The 17,989-nt window shown below is 68.1% G+C and carries 16 protein-coding genes; 12 read left to right on the top strand and 4 right to left on the bottom strand.

Features of this window, described 5'->3' with window-relative positions; genetic code table 11:
* Positions 1–143 precede the first annotated feature (143 nt).
* Together ABH900_RS00165 and ABH900_RS00160 are read right to left on the bottom strand one after the other, a co-directional pair.
* Positions 144–527 (bottom strand): DUF4440 domain-containing protein, encoded by a 384-nt coding sequence (locus tag ABH900_RS00165; RefSeq protein ID WP_429620112.1) that lies wholly within the window; start codon positions 525–527, stop codon positions 144–146.
* The gene (locus ABH900_RS00160; protein WP_429620110.1) at positions 527–1,885 is read right to left on the bottom strand and encodes an MFS transporter; all 1,359 of its coding nucleotides are present in this window, start codon (positions 1,883–1,885) and stop codon (positions 527–529) included. The genes ABH900_RS00165 and ABH900_RS00160 overlap by 1 nt, the downstream gene beginning before the upstream one ends.
* 105 nt (positions 1,886–1,990) lie before the next feature.
* Between ABH900_RS00160 and ABH900_RS00155 the strand changes: the two genes are divergently transcribed.
* Entirely contained in the window at positions 1,991–2,887 is an 897-nt protein-coding gene (locus ABH900_RS00155) for a LysR family transcriptional regulator (protein WP_429620108.1), read from the top strand.
* Positions 2,888–2,985: 98 nt separating this feature from the next.
* Here the strand turns inward: ABH900_RS00155 and ABH900_RS00150 are convergent, their stop codons facing one another.
* Positions 2,986–5,781 (bottom strand): beta-glucosidase, encoded by a 2,796-nt coding sequence (locus ABH900_RS00150; RefSeq protein WP_429620106.1) that lies wholly within the window; start codon positions 5,779–5,781, stop codon positions 2,986–2,988.
* 336 nt (positions 5,782–6,117) lie between these two features.
* On the opposite strand from ABH900_RS00150, the gene ABH900_RS00145 reads away from it, so the two are divergent.
* From ABH900_RS00145 to ABH900_RS00125, 5 genes are all read left to right on the top strand, one after another.
* Positions 6,118–6,552: a VOC family protein gene (locus ABH900_RS00145; RefSeq protein ID WP_429620104.1), complete on the top strand. Its 435-nt coding sequence runs from the start codon at positions 6,118–6,120 to the stop codon at positions 6,550–6,552.
* 329 nt (positions 6,553–6,881) lie between these two features.
* Positions 6,882–7,496 carry a translesion DNA synthesis-associated protein ImuA gene (gene imuA, locus ABH900_RS00140; protein ID WP_429620102.1) on the top strand — a complete coding sequence of 205 codons (615 nt, stop codon included), beginning with the start codon at positions 6,882–6,884 and terminating at the stop codon, positions 7,494–7,496.
* 9 nt (positions 7,497–7,505) lie between these two features.
* A complete protein-coding gene (locus ABH900_RS00135; protein WP_429620100.1) occupies positions 7,506–8,915 on the top strand; it encodes a Y-family DNA polymerase in 1,410 nt (469 codons plus the stop codon).
* 6 nt (positions 8,916–8,921) lie between these two features.
* Complete coding sequence (locus tag ABH900_RS00130) at positions 8,922–12,032, top strand: error-prone DNA polymerase (RefSeq protein ID WP_429620098.1); 3,111 nt, start codon at positions 8,922–8,924, stop codon at positions 12,030–12,032.
* An 81-nt stretch (positions 12,033–12,113) separates the two neighbouring features.
* Positions 12,114–12,620, top strand: a complete 507-nt coding sequence (locus ABH900_RS00125) for a hypothetical protein (RefSeq protein WP_429620096.1) — start codon at positions 12,114–12,116, stop codon at positions 12,618–12,620.
* A gap of 43 nt (positions 12,621–12,663) precedes the next feature.
* On the opposite strand, the gene ptsJ is transcribed toward ABH900_RS00125, so the two are convergent.
* Positions 12,664–13,950: a transcriptional regulator PtsJ gene (gene ptsJ / locus ABH900_RS00120; protein WP_429620094.1), complete on the bottom strand. Its 1,287-nt coding sequence runs from the start codon at positions 13,948–13,950 to the stop codon at positions 12,664–12,666.
* 76 nt (positions 13,951–14,026) lie between these two features.
* On the opposite strand from ptsJ, the gene ABH900_RS00115 reads away from it, so the two are divergent.
* The 6 genes from ABH900_RS00115 to ABH900_RS00090 all read left to right on the top strand — a co-directional run bounded on the left by ABH900_RS00115 (position 14,027) and on the right by ABH900_RS00090 (position 17,968).
* Positions 14,027–14,800 (top strand): YggS family pyridoxal phosphate-dependent enzyme, encoded by a 774-nt coding sequence (locus ABH900_RS00115; protein ID WP_429620092.1) that lies wholly within the window; start codon positions 14,027–14,029, stop codon positions 14,798–14,800.
* Positions 14,797–15,498 (top strand): glutamine amidotransferase, encoded by a 702-nt coding sequence (locus tag ABH900_RS00110; protein ID WP_429620090.1) that lies wholly within the window; start codon positions 14,797–14,799, stop codon positions 15,496–15,498. The genes ABH900_RS00115 and ABH900_RS00110 overlap by 4 nt, the downstream gene beginning before the upstream one ends.
* On the top strand, positions 15,495–15,719 hold the full coding sequence (locus ABH900_RS00105) for a hypothetical protein (protein ID WP_429620088.1): 225 nt from the start codon (positions 15,495–15,497) through the stop codon (positions 15,717–15,719). The genes ABH900_RS00110 and ABH900_RS00105 overlap by 4 nt, the downstream gene beginning before the upstream one ends.
* A 109-nt stretch (positions 15,720–15,828) precedes the next feature.
* Positions 15,829–16,380 carry a hypothetical protein gene (locus ABH900_RS00100; RefSeq protein ID WP_429620086.1) on the top strand — a complete coding sequence of 184 codons (552 nt, stop codon included), beginning with the start codon at positions 15,829–15,831 and terminating at the stop codon, positions 16,378–16,380.
* A 152-nt stretch (positions 16,381–16,532) separates the two neighbouring features.
* Positions 16,533–17,042 carry an RNA polymerase sigma factor gene (locus ABH900_RS00095; protein ID WP_429620084.1) on the top strand — a complete coding sequence of 170 codons (510 nt, stop codon included), beginning with the start codon at positions 16,533–16,535 and terminating at the stop codon, positions 17,040–17,042.
* A complete protein-coding gene (locus ABH900_RS00090) occupies positions 17,039–17,968 on the top strand; it encodes a FecR family protein (RefSeq protein ID WP_429620083.1) in 930 nt (309 codons plus the stop codon). The genes ABH900_RS00095 and ABH900_RS00090 overlap by 4 nt, the downstream gene beginning before the upstream one ends.
* Positions 17,969–17,989: the final 21 nt, after the last annotated feature.

Genomic DNA, 17,989 nt, shown 5'->3' with positions numbered 1-17,989 from the left:
GTGTGCAGGCTTTGCATTCTGCGGTGGATGCGGGCAGGACTGATGGCACATGTGCTGCCAGCTGCCGCTGCGTTCGCCGGGCATGGTAAGGCGCTACCGGTCGCCGTGCCCCGGGGAGCACCGGGCCACGCCCGGCGGATCCGTCAGGCCGCTTGAACCTCATGCAGCGCCAACCAGCGCCAGCGGCCCTGTTCCTGGCGCAGCACCGCCAACGACTCCCGCCATGCGGGCTGACCGCCATCGATCGAATGCCCTTCGCGATAGCGCAGCACCGCCAGCGGCGATGGCGCATCCACCGCCTGCACGGTCTCGATGGCGATCTGCAATCCCGGGCGTGCACCATGGCCACCGGCGAACAGCGCCTGCACGGCCTCCCGCTCCAGCCTGCGCCCAGCGATGCCGACCATGCTGAAGTCCGCGCAGAAATGCGCCATCAGATCATCCAGCGCGTCCGTGCCCACGTCGGCACGGAACCAGGCCTGCAGCTTGTCGTGCAGGAGGTGGATTTCATGTTCTGCGGTATCCATCAGGCATTCTCGGGTTGCGGAAGGAAAAGTGGCTGCGACCGGCGCAACAGCGTCAGCGGCAGCAAGGTCAGTACAGCGGCCAGGCCCAGCGCCACGCCCGTGGCCCGGGTCGGCAGCCATTGCATGGCCAGCGCCAGCAGCAGCGCGATGGCGGCCGTGCCAAGGCAGAAACTGAGCTGGCGGTTGAGATTCCACAGTGCACTGGCATCGCCCAGTGCGTCGCCCTCGACGCCATGGAAGGCCAGCGTCTGCGCGGTGCTGCTGCACAGGCTGCCGCCGGCCCCCATCAGCGCGAACAACAGCCCGGCCAGCGCAAAGGTCGGCTGCGGCAGGAGTGCCATCGCCATCAGGCCGCTGGCCTGCAGCAGCATGCCGATGCGCAGTACCGTGACCGGGCCGACATTGACCAGCAGGCGACGGCTGGCGGTGATCGCCACCGCCGAGGCCAAGGCCCACGGCAACATCAGCGCGCCGATACGCGCGGCGCTGTAACCGGCCTGGTGCAGCTGCAGCGTGCTGACCAGCTGGCTGCCGATGAACACACCCGGCACCGCCAGGTACACCAGCATCGCCAACCGCAACCCACGATGGGACAGCAACGACCAGCGGAGCAGTGGTCGCGCCTGCCGCCGCGCATGCCGCAGGTGCAGCATCGCCAGAACGCCAGCAACCACCAGCAACACCGCACCTGCGCCCCGATGGCCAGGCTCACCCAGCCAGGTCAATGCCAACAACAGCGCGCCCAGCGCGGTCATCGCGGTGGAGAGCGCATAGGCCTGCAGGGGCGGCGTACTGCGCGCGCCATTGGCCGGCATCCAGGCCAGCACCAGACTGATCGCCAGCATCGCCATCGGCAGGCTGGCCCAGAGCACGCCGCGCCAGGACAGCCATTGCACCAGCAACCCGCCCAGTGCGGGCGCCAGTGCCGGCACCAGCAACGCCACCAGCAGGATGCGCCGGGTCAGCGCGCCGCGTTGATCCGGGCCGCATTGCCGATAGGCCGCCGCCTGTGCCACCGGAATCAGCAGGCCACCGGCCAGCCCCTGCAACAAACGCCACCCCAGCAGCCAACCGATACCCGGCGCCGCACCCGCCAGCACGGCGGCAGCGGCAAATACCAGCAACGCCACCAGCAGCAGGCGACGCTCGCCGCACCGCGCGGCCAGCCATGGCGCCAGCGGAATCACCACACTCAGGCCCAGCATGTAGGCGGTGCCGACCCAGGCCAGGGTGCCGACATCGGCATGCAGCTCCGCCGCCAACGCCGGATAGGCCACCGTGGCGATGAACATGTTGATCAGGTCCAGGGCGAACACCAGCAGGAAGATCGCCTCATGGCGCAGGCGGGGTGATGGCATCGACGGCGCTCCAACAGGGAAGCGGCCAGCATGCCGGCCGGGCCTTGTTGAAAAAACAGGACAACGGCTGCAACACTGTCAAACCTGTTTTGACAATGATCCGCCATGGTCAGCCTCGATCGCTTCGATATCTTCCGCGCCGTGGTCGAGGCCGGCAGTCTGACCGCTGCCGCCGATCGCCTCGGTCTGAGCCGCGCGGTGGTCAGCTTCAACCTGAAGCGGCTGGAGCAGGAACTGGGCGTAACCCTGCTGCTGCGCAGCACCCGCCACCTGGCGCTGACTGAGGCCGGCGAGCAGTTCCTGCAGCACTGCGTGCAGGCGCTGGACGCGGCACAGGCGGCGATTGATGCCGCGCGCCGTGACCAACACCAGCTGCAGGGCGTGCTGCGCCTGACCACCACGCCGGAGTATGCGCAGCAGCGGCTGATTCCCGCGCTGGAGGCATTCCGTCTGCGGCATCCGGCATTGCAGCTGCACCTGTCGACGTCACCGGCACCGGCCGATCTGATACCCGAGCGCTTCGACCTGGCGATCCGCCTCGGCCGCCTGCCGGATTCGCAGCTGCATGCCACTGAGCTGGAACGGCATCCGCTGTGCGCAGTCGCCGCCCCAGCATTGCTGGCCCGCCTGCAGTCAGCCGAGGCCGCGGATGATCCCGTGCAGCTGGGCACCCTGCCCCGCCTTGGCTATCCGCGCCTGACCGATGTGCCAGTGGTGGCGCCCGATGGCAGCGATGCCCTGTTCGCCACCAACCCGGGCAATGCGGTGGTACGCGTGGATGGCGCCAGCAGCCTGCGCGCCTTCGCCGTGGCCGGTGCGGGCGTGACCGTGCTGCCGCGCTGGTTGATCGAGGACGACCTGGCCCTGGATCGACTGCGCCCGGTGCTGCGCCACCATCGCTTCCCGCAGCAGAGCGTGTACGCGGTGTACCCGCACAGCACGCAACCGTCGCCCAAAGTGCGGCAGCTGGTCGATTTCCTGCGCGACTGGTTCGCCACCTGAAAAGGGGACGGAGGGGATTAAGTCGTTTATGCATAAACGACTTAATCCCCTCCGTCCCCTTTTTTGCACGGCCCCTTGCGGGGCCGTGTCTTAGAGCATCAGCGCAGTACCTGCTCCACCAGCTGCACGTCCACGCTCTGCAACGGTTCGGCCGCGTTGCGCGACAGCTGCACCTGGTAGGTACCGCCGTCGATCTTCCACTGGCGGGCGTGTGCATCGTAGTGCGCCAGCGTCTTCGGCTCAGCCTCGATGCGGATGCGGCGCTGTTCGCCCGGCTGCAGGTTCACCTTGTCGTAGCCAATCAGGCGGATCGGCGTGGTGCTGCCAGCCGGCAGCTTCAGGTACAGCTGGGCCACGTCGGCACCAGCGCGCTTGCCGGTGTTGCGGATGTCGACGCTGGCGACCAGGCGCGAACCCTCCACGCTCACCTTCAGGTTTTCATAGGCGAACGAGGTGTAGGACAGGCCGTGGCCGAAGGCGAAGGTCGGGGTCAGGCCCTTGGCCGCCATCCACTTGTAGCCGACGTTGGCACCTTCGATATCGAAGTCGAACACATCATCGAACGGCGTGGCCGGCTTGAAGCCGAGGCCATCGATGTGCGGGCGCGGCAGCTGCGATTCGTCCACCACCCAGGTCACCGGCAGACGGCCGGACGGATTGACCTGGCCGGTCAGCAGCGCGGCGATGCCTTCGCCGCCGCGGATACCCGGGTACCAGGCCTGCAGCATCGCCGGCACCTGCGCCAGCCACGGCGTGCGTACCGGGCCATTGGTTTCCAGCACCAGCACGGTCTTCGGGTTGGCCTTGGCCACCGCCAAGATCAGCGCATCCTGGTTGTCCGGCAGCTGCATGTCCGGCAGATCCACCGACTCGGCGGCCCACTGGGTGGCGAACACGATGGCCACGTCGGCCTGCGCGGCAGCCTTGGCCGCAGCGGCAGCGTTGGTGCCGTCCACGTATTCGATGGTTGCATCCGGACGCGCCGCACGCAGCGATTCCAGCGGCGAGGACGGGTGGAAGATCACCGGGCCCGGCCAGGTGGTCGGCAGCACGCCCGGCACCGCGTTGGTGCCCTTGGCAGTCACGCCCACCATCGACGAACCACCACCCCCGATCACGCCCTTGTCGGCGTGGCCACCGATGATGACGATGCGCTTCATGCTGTCGGCCAGCGGCAGCAGGTTGCCTTCGTTGCGCAGCAGCACGCTGCCTTCTTCCACGGTGCGCTGGGCGACGGCGAAGCCGGCCTCGGCATCGACCTTCTGGTGCTGCGGCGGGTTGTCGAAGTTGCCGTGCAGGAACATCGTGCGCAGGATGCGCGCCACCATGTCGTTCAGGCGCGCCTGCGGCACCACGCCGCCATGCACGGCCAGGCGCAGCGGCTCGTCGAAGAACACCGCCGCGTCGAACACTTCACCGGCCGACTGCTGGTCCAGGCCGGCCAGCGCCGCCTTCGAACCACTGTGCACACCGCCCCAGTCGGACATCACGAAACCGGGGAACTTCCATTCCTGCTTCAGCACCTGGTTCATCAGGTAGCCGTTCTCGCAGCCGTAGGTACCGTTGATCTTGTTGTACGAGCACATCGCCACGCCCGGGCGGCCGGCTTCCAGCGCGATCTCGAAGGCCAGCAGATCCGACTCGTGCATGGCCTGTTCGCCGATGCGCACGTCGTGGAAGTTGCGGCGGGTCTCCATGTCGTTCAGCGCGAAGTGCTTCATCGAGGAGATCACATGCTGGCTCTGCACGCCCTGGATCAGCGCGCCCACCATCGAACCGGCCAGCAGCGGGTCTTCACCGGCGTACTCGAAATTGCGGCCGTTGCGCGGGTCGCGCTGTAGGTTGACGCTGCCCGACAGCAGGATGTTGAAGCGCTGCTGCCACGCCTCGCGACCCATCGTCGCGCCGCCGGCGAAGGCCACTTCGCGGTTCCAGCTGGAGGCGGTGGACGGGCCCGACGGCATGGCGGTGGCGAAGTCGCCCGGGCGGATGCCACCCGGATTGGTCACGCCCACACCGGCATCGGCCGACTGCTGCGACGGGATGCCCAGGCGCGCCACGCCCGGAACGAAACCGGCCGAACCGACCGCGCCTTCCGGCAGCTTGCCGCCGTCCTTGCCCAACCCGAAATAGCTGTGCAGCATCTGGAACTTCTCATCCTCGGCCATCGCCTTCAGCAGCAGCGCAGCGCGCGCATCGGCGTTGAGGGTGGTGTCCATCCACGGCGTGTCGCCATGCCTGTCAGCGGCATAGGCCAGGGTCAGCAGCGTGGCGCGCAGGGTGCTGCCCTCGACCTTGAACGGTGCACTGCTGGCGGCCTGGAAGCCGTCGCTGAAGTAGCTGGCATCGGCCTCCAGCGCAACCCGCGCCGGGTCGAAGCCAGCAGCCTTGGCCGACTCACCGGCGACGGCGCCGAGCAGTACTGCCGGCGCACCCAGCCGCGAGCGCGTGACCAGCGCCGGCAGCTGCGCGGCACCGGCGCCGGCATCGGTATAGACCGCTACGGCGTGGCGGCCATCGTCCAGGCGCAGGTAATTCAGGCCCGGCTGGTCGGGGCCTGATTCAGCGGCGATCGGCAGCCGGGTCAGTACCGCCTGGCCACGCTGGGTCTGGCCGTCGTCCTTGCCGGCGGTGATGAAGCGGTATTCGTAGCCCAGGCCATCGGCCAGCACCTGCAGCGGATCAATCTGGCCGATGCCACGCTGCACCTGGCGCACGCTGACCGCATCCACCTGCAGGGTCTTCAGCTGGGCCGCCAGAGCCGGCATCGCGGCGGCGTCCGGCGCCTGTTCCAGGGTGAGCACGGTGAATGCAGCAGGGTCGGCCCAGGCGGGGGCGGACAGCGCCGCGGACAGGGCCAGGGACAGTGCGAGCGGCTTTGTAAACGTTTTCATCAGCGGGCGTCATTCCGTTGCCAAGGCAATCGGTCCAGGGAAAGTGCCGCCGAAGGGTGCAGCGTTCATGCCGCGCAAGGGTTGCCAGGCAACGCCAACGGGCCGAAGGACGGGCCGGTCTGCGCGCGGGACCCTCCTCCCGGCGTGACAACCTGCCTGCCCGGGCCGCGCAGGGCGACCCATCATGTGAAGATTGTGCGAGGGCGTTCATGCCTGTCAACAGGACCTAAGTCACAGGGGGCATCCAGGGCGGTGGTTATCAGGCCATCACCGGCGGTCATCAGCATGCGGCGCGGGGCTGCCGATAATGCAGATCCCTGGCCACGAACCAAGCCCATGACCGTACACCGCGACTTCGACCATCTCTGGCGCGACCGCTGCGATACGTCCAGCCAGCGCGCACCGCGTGTGCTGATCCGCGTGTTCGTGGCTCCCGGTGAGCTGGAGCGCAGCGTGGCCTTCTACGAGCAGTTGCAGGGCGTGGTGGCCGATGCCGGGTTTCCGTTCCCGGAAGCGGGCCTGCGCCTGGCCATGGTCGGTGCATTCCTGCTGATCGAAGGCAGCCAGGTGGCGTTGGCACCGTTCACTTCGACCACCGGAACCCTGCTGGTCGATGACGTGCGGCCTTATCACGAGAAGCTGGTCGCCGCCGGCGCCGAAATCATCTTCCCGCTGCAGGTCGTACCCACCGGAGCCGCGTTCAACGCCGTGCATCCCGATGGCACGGTGGTCGAGTACGTGCATCACCGGCCGGATCCGCACGGGCGGTGACCCCCGCGATCTGCAGTAGATCCACGCCATGCGTGGATGCGCTTCATCCACTTGTCGAAATATTCGATCTCGATGGACATTCATCCACGCATGGCGTGGATCTACCGATTCGCTCGGCCCTCCCTATCCACGCATGGCGTGGATGCTTTACCCCTTCAGCAACCTGAAACCTGGCCCATCGATTCCGTTAGTAATTCTACTCACAACGCGAGTAGCATGTCCGGTCTCAGCCCCTGATACCGGCCCGTCGATACTCGCTCCATGCTCGCCGTTTCCGCCCATTCCTGCCGCTTCCAGCCCGCCCGGCGCCTCTCCTGGAGGACCGGCTGATGGGCGCCGTTGTTGCCCTCGACCGGCTGCTGGACGGTCGTCAGCTGTGGCGGGGCCCGGCCCGCCAAGGCCCCGCCAGCGACCACCTGGCCAGCGGACATCCGGCCCTGGACGCCCGCCTGCCGGGCGGCGGCTGGCCGGCCAGCGGACTGTGCGAGGTGCTGCAGGCGGCCCCCGGTGTGGGCGAACTGGCCCTGGTCTGGCCCGCGCTGGCCAAGCTCAGCCAGCGCGAACGCCCGATCGTGCTGGTCGCCCCGCCCTATCGCCCGCATGCCCCGGCCTGGGCTGCGGCCGGGCTGGACCTGGCCCAGCTGCAGATCATCCACGCCGCGCCGAAGCAGGCGCTGTGGGCCACCGAGCAGTGCCTGCGTTCTGCGGCCTGCGCGGCGGTGCTGTGCTGGCCACAACAGGCTGATGACCGTGCCCTGCGCCGCCTGCAGGTCGCTGCCGACAGCGGCCAGTGCCTGGGCTTCGTGTTCCGCGAGGCGCGCGCCGCGCGCAATCCCTCCCCGGCCAGCCTGCGCCTGCAGCTCGACCATGGCCAGGTGCAGGTGCTGAAGTGCCGCGGCGGCCTGCCGCCGGCGCAACCGTTGCCGCTGGCCATCACCCACTGAGGCCGCGCCATGCACTGGGCCTGCCTGTTGTTGCCGCAGCTGGCGCTGGACAGCGTGCTGCGCCTGCAATCGGACCCGCAGCGGCCGCTGGCGCTGCTGCAGGGGCCGGCACAGCGCCGCGTGCTGCGTGCGGTCAGCCCTGCCGCACGCACAATGGGGCTGCGTCCTGGCATGTTGCTGTCGGCCGCGCAGGTGCTGGTACAGGATCTGCAGCTGCACGACTACGACCCCACCATCGAGCAGCACACCCGGCAGCTGCTGGCCAGCTGGGCCTATGCCTACAGTTCGCAGGTCAGCCTCGATTTCCCGCATGCGCTGGTGCTGGAGATCGGCGCCAGCCGTGCCCTGTTCGGTGACTGGCTGACGATCGAGCAGCGGCTGCGCAACGAACTGCACGAACTCGGTTTCCGCCACCGCCTGGTCGCGGCCCCCACACCACATGCCGCGCGGGTGCTGGCCAATGTGCACGATGGCCTCGGCATCGACGCGCAGCAGTTGCCGACGATGTTGGCGCAGTTGCCATTGGCACGCTGCGGCCTGCCCAGTGATGCGGTGACCGTGCTGGGCCGCTCCGGCCTGCGCACGCTGGGTGCGGTGCTGGAGCTGCCGCGCGACAGCCTGGCCCGGCGTTTCGCCCCGGAGGTACTGCAGCAGCTGGACGCACTGCGTGGCCTGCCCACCGCGCCACTGCGCTACTACCAGCCACCGGACCGTTTCGATGCACGCATCGAATTCGAATACGAGATCGAATCCAGCCAGGCCCTGCTGTTCCCGCTACGCCGCCTGTTGCTGGACCTGGCCGCCTTCCTGTGCTCGCGCGATGGCGGTGTGCAGCGTTTCGACCTGCATTTCGAACACGACCTGCTGCCGGCCAGCGTGCTGACCATCGGCCTGTTGGCACCCGAACGCGATGCCGCACTGCTGTTCGAGATCGCGCGCAACCGCATGGAGGCCTTCGCACTGCCGGCCGGCAGCCGGGCGCTGCGCCTGCAGGCCGAGCAACTGCCACCGTTCATACCCGCCGCGCGCGACCTGTTCGATACCCGGCCAGCGCAGGCGATGCCCTGGAACCAGCTGCGCGAGCGCCTGCGCGCACGGCTCGGCGATGACGCCGTGCAATCGCTGGCCGTGCAGGCCGACCATCGCCCCGAACGTGCCAGTGGCACCCAGCCATCGGTCAAGCCGCCGGCTTACTGGCCGCTGCGCCCCGGCTGGCTGCTGGACACACCACAGCCGCTGCGCGATCCGCGCCTGCGCATCATCGCTGGGCCGGAACGGATCGAATCGGGCTGGTGGGACCAGGCCGACACGCGCCGCGACTATTACGTGGTGGAAACCGCGCACGGCCAGCGCGGCTGGGCGTTCCGCGCGCGCAACGACCCGCATGCGCCGTGGATGCTGCACGGCTGGTTCGGCTGAGCCGCCATGCACAGCGAACTGCCCGGCTACGCCGAACTGCACTGCCTGTCGGCCTTCAGTTTCCAGCGCGGCGCCTCGATCGCCGAAGAACTGTTCGCACGCGCGGCCGGCCAGGGTTACCGGGCGCTGGCGATCACCGACGAGTGCTCGCTGGCCGGCATCGTGCGTGCCTGGCAGGCGGCGAAGACCCATGGCGTGGCGCTGATCGTCGGTGCCGAGTTCCAGGTCGAGGACGGGCCGAAGCTGGCCCTGCTGTGCACCGACCAGGCCGCCTACACCGGGCTGTGCCAGCTGATCACCACCTGCCGGCGGCGGGCCGGCAAGGGCGAATACCGCTGCCTGCGCGACGACCTGCTCGGCCTGCCCGACGGCCTGCTGTGCCTGTGGCTGGACCGGCAGCCGGCCGCCACCGACCTGGACCTGCTGCGCGCCGGTTTCGATGATCGACTGTGGCTGGCGGTGGAGCTGCACCACGAACACGATGACACGCGCCGCCTGCAGCAGCTGCAGGTGTTCGGCGAGCGCCATCGCCTGCCACTGGTCGCCAGTGGTGATGTGCACATGCATGTGCGCCGCCGCCGTGCCCTGCAGGACACACTGACCGCGATCCGCCACCGCTGCAGCGTGGCCGAAGCCGGTTGGCGCCTGTTCCCCAACGGCGAACGCCACCTGCGCCCGCGCAGTGCGCTGGCCCAGCTGTATCCACCCGGGCTGCTGGCCGAAACCCTGCGCATCGCAGAACGCTGCCACTTCACCCTGGAACAGCTGCAGTACACCTATCCGCGCGAGCTGGTGCCCGAGGGCCACGACCCGGACAGCTGGCTGCGCGTCCTGGTGGAGCGCGGCATTCCCTGGCGCTGGAAGCGTGGCATCGAACCGGCCCAGCGCAGACAGATCGAACACGAGCTGGCGTTGATCCGGGAGAAGAACTACGCCTCGTACTTCCTCACCGTGCAGGACATCGTGCGCTTCGCGCGCAGCCAGGACATCCTCTGCCAGGGCCGTGGCTCGGCGGCCAACTCGGCGGTGTGCTTTGTGCTGGGCGTGACCGAGATCGATCCGGCACGCAGCAATCTGTTGTTCGAGCGCTTCATCTCCGCCGAGCGCGACGAGCCGCCAGATATCGACATCGACTTCGAGCACGAGCGCCGCGAGGAAGTACTGCAGTACGTGTTCAACCGCTATGGCCGCGAGCGCGCCGCCTTGACCGCAGTGGCGATCAGCTACCGTGGCCGCAGCGCGATCCGCGATGTGGCCCGCGCACTCGGCCTGCCGATGGACCAGGTCAACGAACTGGGCGCAGCGATGGACCACTGGGGCGGCCACGTACCGCTGCCGGAGACCCTGCGCGAACGTGGTTTTGACCCGGAAACACCATTGATGCGGCGCCTGCTGGCGCTGACCGCCGAGTTGATCGACTTCCCGCGCCACCTGTCGCAGCACCCGGGCGGTTTCGTGATTTCCGAGCATCCGCTGTCGACCCTGGTGCCGGTGGAGAACGCGGCGATGGCCGACCGCACCGTCATCCAGTGGGACAAGGATGACCTGGATGCCACCGGCCTGATGAAGGTCGACTGCCTTGCGCTGGGCATGCTCACCGCCATCCGCAAGTGCCTGGCGATGCTGCAGCAGCACGGCCTGCACAGCGGGCGCATGGATGCGATCCCGGACGAGGACACCCCGACCTACGACATGATCAGTGCCGCCGATACCATCGGCGTGTTCCAGATCGAGTCGCGCGCGCAGATGGCGATGCTGCCGCGCATGCAGCCGCGCAATTTCTACGATCTGGTGATCGAAGTGGCGATCGTGCGTCCCGGCCCGATCCAGGGCGACATGGTGCATCCCTACCTGGAGCGGCGTCGACTGTTGCGCGAACAGGGTCCGCAAGCGCTGGACACCCTGGAAGAACCGCTGTACCCGCCGCAGCTGGAACGCGTGTTCGCACGCACCCTGGGCGTGCCGCTGTTCCAGGAACAGGTGATGCAGCTCGCAGTGGATGCGGCCGGCTACACCCCGGGCGAAGCCGATGCATTGCGCCGTTCGATGGCGGCCTGGAAACGTCGCGGCGGGTTGGAGCCGCATCGCGAGAAACTGCTGGCCGGCATGTTGAAGAACAATTTCAGCCGTGAGTATGGCGAGCACCTGTTCGAGCAGATCAAGGGCTTCGGTGACTATGGTTTCCCCGAAAGCCATGCTGCCAGCTTCGCCCTGCTGACCTATGCGAGCTGCTGGCTGAAGTGCCATCACCCTGCCGCGTTCACTGCCAGCCTGATCAACAGCCAGCCGTTGGGGTTCTACAGCCCCGACCAACTGCTGCAGGATGCACGCCGGCATGGCATCGGTGTACTGCCGCTGGACGTGCGCCACAGCGACTGGGACTGCACGCTGGACTTCAGCAAGGGGCCGGCCGCGATCCGGCTTGGCCTGCGCCTGATCGAAGGCTGCAATGAACCAGCCGCGCGGATCATCATGCGCGAGCGCGCACGCCGCCCGTTCGACGACGTCGGCGACCTGTGCCAGCGCACCACGCTGGACCGCCGCCAGCAGGGCCTGCTGGCCGATGCCGGTGCACTGCGCGGGCTCAGTGGTCATCGTCATCGTGCGCGCTGGGATATCTCCGGCGTGGAAAACCGGTTGCCGCTGTTCGACCAGGCCCGCGCTACTGCTGAAACGCGCGTGCCGTTGCCCTTGCCCAGCGCCTGGGAAGACATGCAGGCCGACTACCGCAGCACCGGCACCACCCTCGGCCGCCACCCGGTCTCGTTCCTGCGCGCGCAGCTGCGCGGCCGCGGCTGCCTGGACGCGGCGCAGCTGGCCGGCCACGGCCATGGCCGCCGCGTGCGCATCGCAGGCCTGGTGCGCATGCGCCAACGCCCGCAGACCGCCAGCGGCGTCACCTTCCTCACCCTCGAAGATGAGACCGGCATGGTCAACGCCGTGGTCTGGCGGCACCTGGCCGACCGCCAGCACCGGGTGCTGGTCGATACCCAGCTGATGCAGATCGACGGTCGCCTGGAACGCGTCGATGGTGTGCAGCATGTCATCGTGCAACGCATGCACTGCCTGGATGAACTGCTGCAGGGACTGCGCAGCCACAGCCGCGATTTCCATTGACGATACACAACGTCACACAACCCACTCGCCATTGTCCGCCCGCATCCGCTATCGTCGGCATATCCAAGGAAGGACGACCCGATGCCCCGTGCACTGCTGCTGACCACCCTGGTGGTCTCGACCCTTGCCCTGTTTGTTTCCGGCTGGACCGCCTGGAACCTGCATCGCAGCCAATCGCCAGACCGCATCATCGAGGCGCGTGGCCTGGTCATCCATGATGGCAACGGCCAGCCGCGGGTGATCCTCGGCGCACCGGTTCCCGATCCACTCAGCCAGGGCCGCACGCAGGGGCCACGTGCCACCGCCCTGTCCGGCCTGATCCTGCTCGGCCCGGATGGTTCCGAACGCGGTGGCTACGGCACCAGCGACCGTGGCGGTGAAGCCGTGCTGACCCTGGACGATGCCAGCGGCACCACCGAAGTATTCAAGGTGGTGGCCAACCCGGACCGTGGCGCCAGCCTGATGGTCAAGCACCAGAACAACACCGGGGCCATGCTCACCTCCTGGCAGGGCAAACCCGAACTGATGTTCGTCGATGACAGCGGCAGGTCCTACTACCTGCGCCCGGGCGCCCACGCCGCTCCCTGACCGCCCCTGGCGACTGATTTGCAGAGTCGAGCCGTGCTCGACGCTACGCCCCACACACCGCTGCCAGGTCATCGGCCAGCTGCCGCTGCTGCGTCGAACCCAGCGCCGAACAGGTGATGCGCAGGCCATGTCCCGGCGCAGCCACCGCAAATACTTCGCCAGGGCGCACATGCCAACCACGCGAGGCCAGCGCCAGCACCTGCGGATGGCTGTCGGCGGGCAACGACAACCACAGATTGAGCCCTTCCATCGGTAGCGGCGTCGGCACGCCACGCGCGCGCAGCAGTTCCTGCAGTGACTGCAGGCGCTGCTGGTAACGCTCGCCCGCAGACGCGATCTTCGCCCGCTGCGGCGCCGACTCCAGCACCGAGGTGGCTGCATCCTGCAGCAGGTGGCTTACCCAGCCCGTGCCCGCGGCCAATCGCAGCCGCAGCCGCATCGCGGTCTCTTCATCGCAGGCCAGCCAGGCCAGCCGCAGGTCCGGGCCAAGCGGCTTGGACAGCGAGCGCAGCAGGGCCCAGCGACGGCCATCGAGCGGCAGTACCGAGTGATAGGACTGCTGCGAGAGCAAGGCGTAATGATCGTCGATCAACACCGCCACCTGCGGGTAGGCGGCCAGAAGCTGGCGCAACGCACGCGCGCGCTTGGCATCCAGGCTGGCCCCGGTCGGGTTGTGCGCCCGCGGTGTCAGCAACACCGCACGTGCACCGGCCTCCAGCGCCTGCCGCAGCGATTCCACCTGCATCCCGTGTGCGTCCACCGCCACCGGCAACGGCGCGTGGCCAGCCGCATTGAGTACGTTGAGGCTGCCGAGGAAACATGGGTCTTCCACCGCGATGCGATCACCTGGCAGCAGCCACGCCGCCAGCAGGCGCTCGATGCCATCCACCGCACCATGGGTCAGCTCCAGCGCATAGCCTTCGGGGCAGTCCGAATCCAGCGACGCCCGTGCCAACCGTTGCAGGCGTGGATCGACCGTGCCCACGCCGTACAGGCGCGGCGCGGCTGGTGCCAGACGCAGGTTCGGCAACAGGCGGGGGTCCGGGTTGCCACCGGCCAGGTCATGCAGGGCCAGCCCCGGCGTGCTGCCTTCGCGTGCCATCGCCGGCGGCAGGCCACGCACCACCGTGCCACGGCGGCCACCGGTGCTGGCCAGACCGGCCGCGTCCAGCCGCTTGTAGGCGGCCGCCACGGTATTGCGGTTGACCCCCAGCTGCTCGGCCAGTTCACGCACCGGCGGCAGCACGCTGCCGGCCGGCAGGCGGCCCTTGCCGATGCCGTCGCGGATGCTGTCGAAGATCGACTCGGCGCTGTACCCGGTGATTTTCATTTTGTCCTATGCCAAAATAATTCTTGTCCTGTGCCAGTGTATCCCACCCTGGCCATCCCGCATTGGAGGTGCCCGCATGCCCCTTGCCGCCGCCGACTGGCCTGTTGCCCAGTCCGTCGAACAGATCGCCGCCAACCTGGTCACAGTGCGGCAGCGCATCGCCCGCGCCTGCGCCCGCGCCGGCCGTGACCCGGCCAGCGTACGCCTGCTGCCGGTCAGCAAGACCGTCGATGACGCCCGCATCCGCATGGCGGTCGCCGCCGGCTGCCACGAACTGGGCGAAAACAAGGTTCAGGAAGCGCAGCGCAAGGCCGAAGCGATGGCCGACCTCGGCGTGCACTGGTCGGTGATCGGCCACCTGCAGACCAACAAGGCACGCTACGTGGCGCGCTTTGCCAGCGAGTTCCAGGCGCTGGACAGCCTCCGCGTGGCCGAAGCCCTGCAGCAACGGCTGCAACTGGAACAGCGCACGCTGGAGGTGTTCGTGCAGGTCAATACCTCCGCTGAACCGAGCAAGTACGGCCTGGAACCCGATGAGGTGGAGGCCTTCGTACAACAGCTGCCCGCGTTCGATCGCCTGCGCGTGCGCGGGCTGATGACCCTGGCCATCTTCACCCCTGACGTCGAGCGCGTGCGGACCTGCTTCGTACGCCTGCGCGAACTTCGCGACCGGTTGCAAGGCACCGCGCCACCGGGTCTGGACCTGTCACAGCTGTCGATGGGAATGTCGGGTGACTTCGAAGTGGCGATCGAGGAAGGCGCCACCGTGGTCCGCGTCGGCCAAGCGATCTTCGGCGCCCGCGCCACCCCGGACAGTTTCTACTGGCCGAGCAGCGGAGCCCCGGCATGAAGCACGCCGTCATCCTGCAACACGTCGCCTTCGAAGATCCCGGCACCCTGCAACCGCTGCTGCTGGCGCAGGGCTGGCAGCTGCAGGTACTGCAGGCCGGTGTCGATGCGCTCGATCCGGCCGAAGCAGCCGACCTGCTGGTGGTGCTGGGCGGCCCGATCAGCGTCAACGACGGCGCCCTGTATCCCTTCCTGGCCGACAGCATCGCACTGCTGCAGCGGCGCCTGCAGCAGCAGCGGCCGACGCTGGGCATCTGTCTGGGCGCGCAGCTGATGGCCCGTGCCCTCGGTGCCGATGTCGCCGCCAGTGGCGGCAAGGAAATTGGTTTTGCGCCACTACTGCTGACCGATGAAGGCCAGCGCTCCCCGCTGCAGGCGCTGCAGGGCATTCCGGTCCTGCACTGGCATGGTGAAGCCTTCGAACTTCCCGATGGCGCGCGCCGGCTGGCCAGTACGCCCGCCTGCCGCCATCAGGCCTTCGCCATCGAAAACCATGCGCTGGCACTGCAGTGCCATCCGGAGCTCGATGCGCGCCAGTTCGAACGTTGGTTGATCGGCCACACCCTGGAACTGGCCCAGGCCGGCATCGATCCGAACGACCTGCGCGCACAGGCACGTCACTATGGCGCACCGCTGGCTGCGGCCGCCACCGCGATGTTCGACCATTGGTTGCAGGACCTGCCGGAGAGGCCACGATGAACTATCGATTGCAGATCCATCGCGATGGCGCTTACTGGGGCCACTTCGACTGCAGCGGTCCCGACGCCCTGCAGCACATGGACCGCATCGCCGCGCAGCTGCCTGCCGACCAGGGCTTCCGGCTGCAGCGGCAGAAGGGTGTCGGCGAAGAACGTATCCTGTCCAGCAACGCCGACGGCCTGCGCGTACTGGCCGTACAGATCCAGTACCGCGATCTCTGACGATCGTCATGGTAGTGCCGTTCGCTGGCCGGCATCTGGGAGGACAACACGTTTGCCGGCCAACGGCCGGCATTACCCTGGCCGCTCGCTCCCATGCGAAGCTTCACGCATGCTGACCCTGCAACGCGGCCGCCACCACGGACTGCACATCGCCCCACGCTGGCCCGCCACCCACATCCAGATCGAGGAAGACGCACTGCAGGGCCTGCTCGATGCGCAGGCCCGGCTGCCTGCCGAACTGCGGTTGCTGGTCACCCGTGGCTTCGAATCCCGTCAGGGCCGCCTCGGCGACTTCCGTCGCAGGGTACGCCGGCTCGGCATCCGCGTATTCCGTGCCTGCTACCCGGGACGCCACGACGAAATCGACGCCATCTTCGGCGCCAACGGCCACGACATCGATGGCCATCATGTCGATGTCTCACTGGTACTGCATGGCAAGCGGCTGCGGCTGCTGCCACTGGGCGTGTTCACTCCGCCCCGCTGGCAGGATCGTCGCGTCGCCCGCCATGCCGAAGCGGTCGCACTGGTGAAACACAGCCTGCAGTACTGCGGCTTCGACCTGCATCACAACCCCACCGAAGCCCTGCAGATCCATTGCGACTACCGCGGGAGCAACCAGCTGGCCGACAGCGGGATTCTGCAGCTGCTACCGAAACCGTAGGCGAGCCAAATGGCAGTCGACTGACAATCGACTCTACAGTCCGCCTGTCGACGCACATCGCCCGCAGATGCAAATGATTCTCTTTTGCCGTAAGATGCAGCCGCTGCCCTTGCCGCCGCGGGCTGTTCCCTTTCCCAGTTGTCGCCCGCCCCGTGTCCACGCCTGTCGAACCGACGGATGTCGCGCATCTGTGCGCGGCCCATTACCGGCCGCTGCACGCCCATGTCCGCCGCAAACTCCCGCAACGCAGCGACGCCGATGACGTCGTCCAGGAAACCTGGCTGCGCGTCGTCAAGATCGCCGCAACCGGCGTACTGAACAACGGCCGCGCCTATCTGTACCGCGTTGCCCACAACCTGATCGCCGATCACTACCGGCAACGCCAACGCCGTCGTGAAGAAGCGCTGGATGACGCACAGCTGCATGCGATCGCCGACCCGGCGCCGCTGCCCGAGCAGCGCCTTCTCGATACCGAGCAGCTGCGCCACCTCGATGCCGTCATTGCCGCACTGCCGCCCCGTTCGCGCCAGGTATTCCTGCTGGCACGGGTGGAACAGATGGCGCTTGCCGAAATCGGCCGCCAGCTCGGCATCAGCCGGCAGACCGCGCATGGCCATCTGCTGCGCGCACTGGTGGCGCTGCAGCAGGTACCGGGCGCATGAGCCAGGAGGCCATCGCACGTGAAGCAGCACGCTGGTGGCTGGACGGCCATGATGGCGGTCGCGACGAAGCCTCGTTCGACCAGTGGTATCACGCCGACCCCCGCCACGCCGCGCAATACCAGCACCTGCAGTCGCTCTGGCAGGCCGGTGATGCAACGCCGAGCCTGCAGCGGCACCGGCTCAAGCGGCAACGCCGCCGCCTGCGCGAAGCGGGCACGGCAGTGCTGCTGCTGTGCGCGCTGGGCGTGTACACCCGCCATGCCTCTCCACCGGCTGCGCAGGTGATGCGCACCGCGTCAGGTGAAATCCGCGAGGAAGCACTGCCGGATGGCTCGCACGTCCTGCTCTCACCGGGCAGCGAAGTGCATGTGCGCATCGATGCACAGCGTCGCCAGTTGCAGCTGCAGCGCGGCCAGGCCTGGTTCAAGGTAGCTCCCGACGCCCGCCATCCGTTCCAGGTACATACCGCGCACGGCACGGTCACGGCTCTCGGCACCGCCTTCGACCTTGCCGTGCAGGGCAGCAGCAGCGTGGTCACGGTCACCGAACATCGCGTCCGCGTCGACAGCGGAGCCGGCCACGCGCAGGCCATCGAAGGACAGCAGCTGCGTTTCGACGGACGAGCAGCGGGCGTCGTGGTCGTCTCCACCGACCCGGGGGCCCTGGCGTGGCGCGAGCGACGCCTGCAGTGGGTGTCCACGCCCTTGGCCGATGTTGCCCAAGGCCTGGATCGCTGGCATGGCGGCCATACCTGGATCATCGGCGTTCGTCTGCGCCAGCAGCCGGTCACCCTGCTCGGCAGCGCTGAGGGTGCGGCCCGCAGCCGCGACCAGCTGGCAAGCCAGCTGCATGTGCGCGTGCTGCGCCTGGGCGCCGGCGTGCAGGTATGGCTGCCGCCACGCAAGGAACGCCGCGATGCACCCTGACATCGGTACCGCCTTCGCGTC

Source organism: Stenotrophomonas sp. AN71 (assembly GCF_050435725.1).
Lineage (GTDB): Bacteria > Pseudomonadota > Gammaproteobacteria > Xanthomonadales > Xanthomonadaceae > Stenotrophomonas.
The sequence above is the reverse complement of the archived record's forward strand: the minus strand, read 5'-3'. Positions and strand labels throughout refer to the sequence as shown.

Bases quoted from the DNA above. Each gene is read 5' to 3' on its own strand.
- ABH900_RS00165 (WP_429620112.1), bottom strand. From the start codon at position 527: ATGGATACCGCAGAACATGAAATCCACCTCCTGCACGACAAGCTGCAG.
- ABH900_RS00160 (WP_429620110.1), bottom strand. From the start codon at position 1,885: ATGCCATCACCCCGCCTGCGCCATGAGGCGATCTTCCTGCTGGTGTTC.
- ABH900_RS00155 (WP_429620108.1), top strand. From the start codon at position 1,991: ATGGTCAGCCTCGATCGCTTCGATATCTTCCGCGCCGTGGTCGAGGCC.
- ABH900_RS00150 (WP_429620106.1), bottom strand. From the start codon at position 5,781: ATGAAAACGTTTACAAAGCCGCTCGCACTGTCCCTGGCCCTGTCCGCG.
- ABH900_RS00145 (WP_429620104.1), top strand. From the start codon at position 6,118: ATGACCGTACACCGCGACTTCGACCATCTCTGGCGCGACCGCTGCGAT.
- imuA (WP_429620102.1), top strand. From the start codon at position 6,882: ATGGGCGCCGTTGTTGCCCTCGACCGGCTGCTGGACGGTCGTCAGCTG.
- ABH900_RS00135 (WP_429620100.1), top strand. From the start codon at position 7,506: ATGCACTGGGCCTGCCTGTTGTTGCCGCAGCTGGCGCTGGACAGCGTG.
- ABH900_RS00130 (WP_429620098.1), top strand. From the start codon at position 8,922: ATGCACAGCGAACTGCCCGGCTACGCCGAACTGCACTGCCTGTCGGCC.
- ABH900_RS00125 (WP_429620096.1), top strand. From the start codon at position 12,114: ATGCCCCGTGCACTGCTGCTGACCACCCTGGTGGTCTCGACCCTTGCC.
- ptsJ (WP_429620094.1), bottom strand. From the start codon at position 13,950: ATGAAAATCACCGGGTACAGCGCCGAGTCGATCTTCGACAGCATCCGC.
- ABH900_RS00115 (WP_429620092.1), top strand. From the start codon at position 14,027: ATGCCCCTTGCCGCCGCCGACTGGCCTGTTGCCCAGTCCGTCGAACAG.
- ABH900_RS00110 (WP_429620090.1), top strand. From the start codon at position 14,797: ATGAAGCACGCCGTCATCCTGCAACACGTCGCCTTCGAAGATCCCGGC.
- ABH900_RS00105 (WP_429620088.1), top strand. From the start codon at position 15,495: ATGAACTATCGATTGCAGATCCATCGCGATGGCGCTTACTGGGGCCAC.
- ABH900_RS00100 (WP_429620086.1), top strand. From the start codon at position 15,829: ATGCTGACCCTGCAACGCGGCCGCCACCACGGACTGCACATCGCCCCA.
- ABH900_RS00090 (WP_429620083.1), top strand. From the start codon at position 17,039: ATGAGCCAGGAGGCCATCGCACGTGAAGCAGCACGCTGGTGGCTGGAC.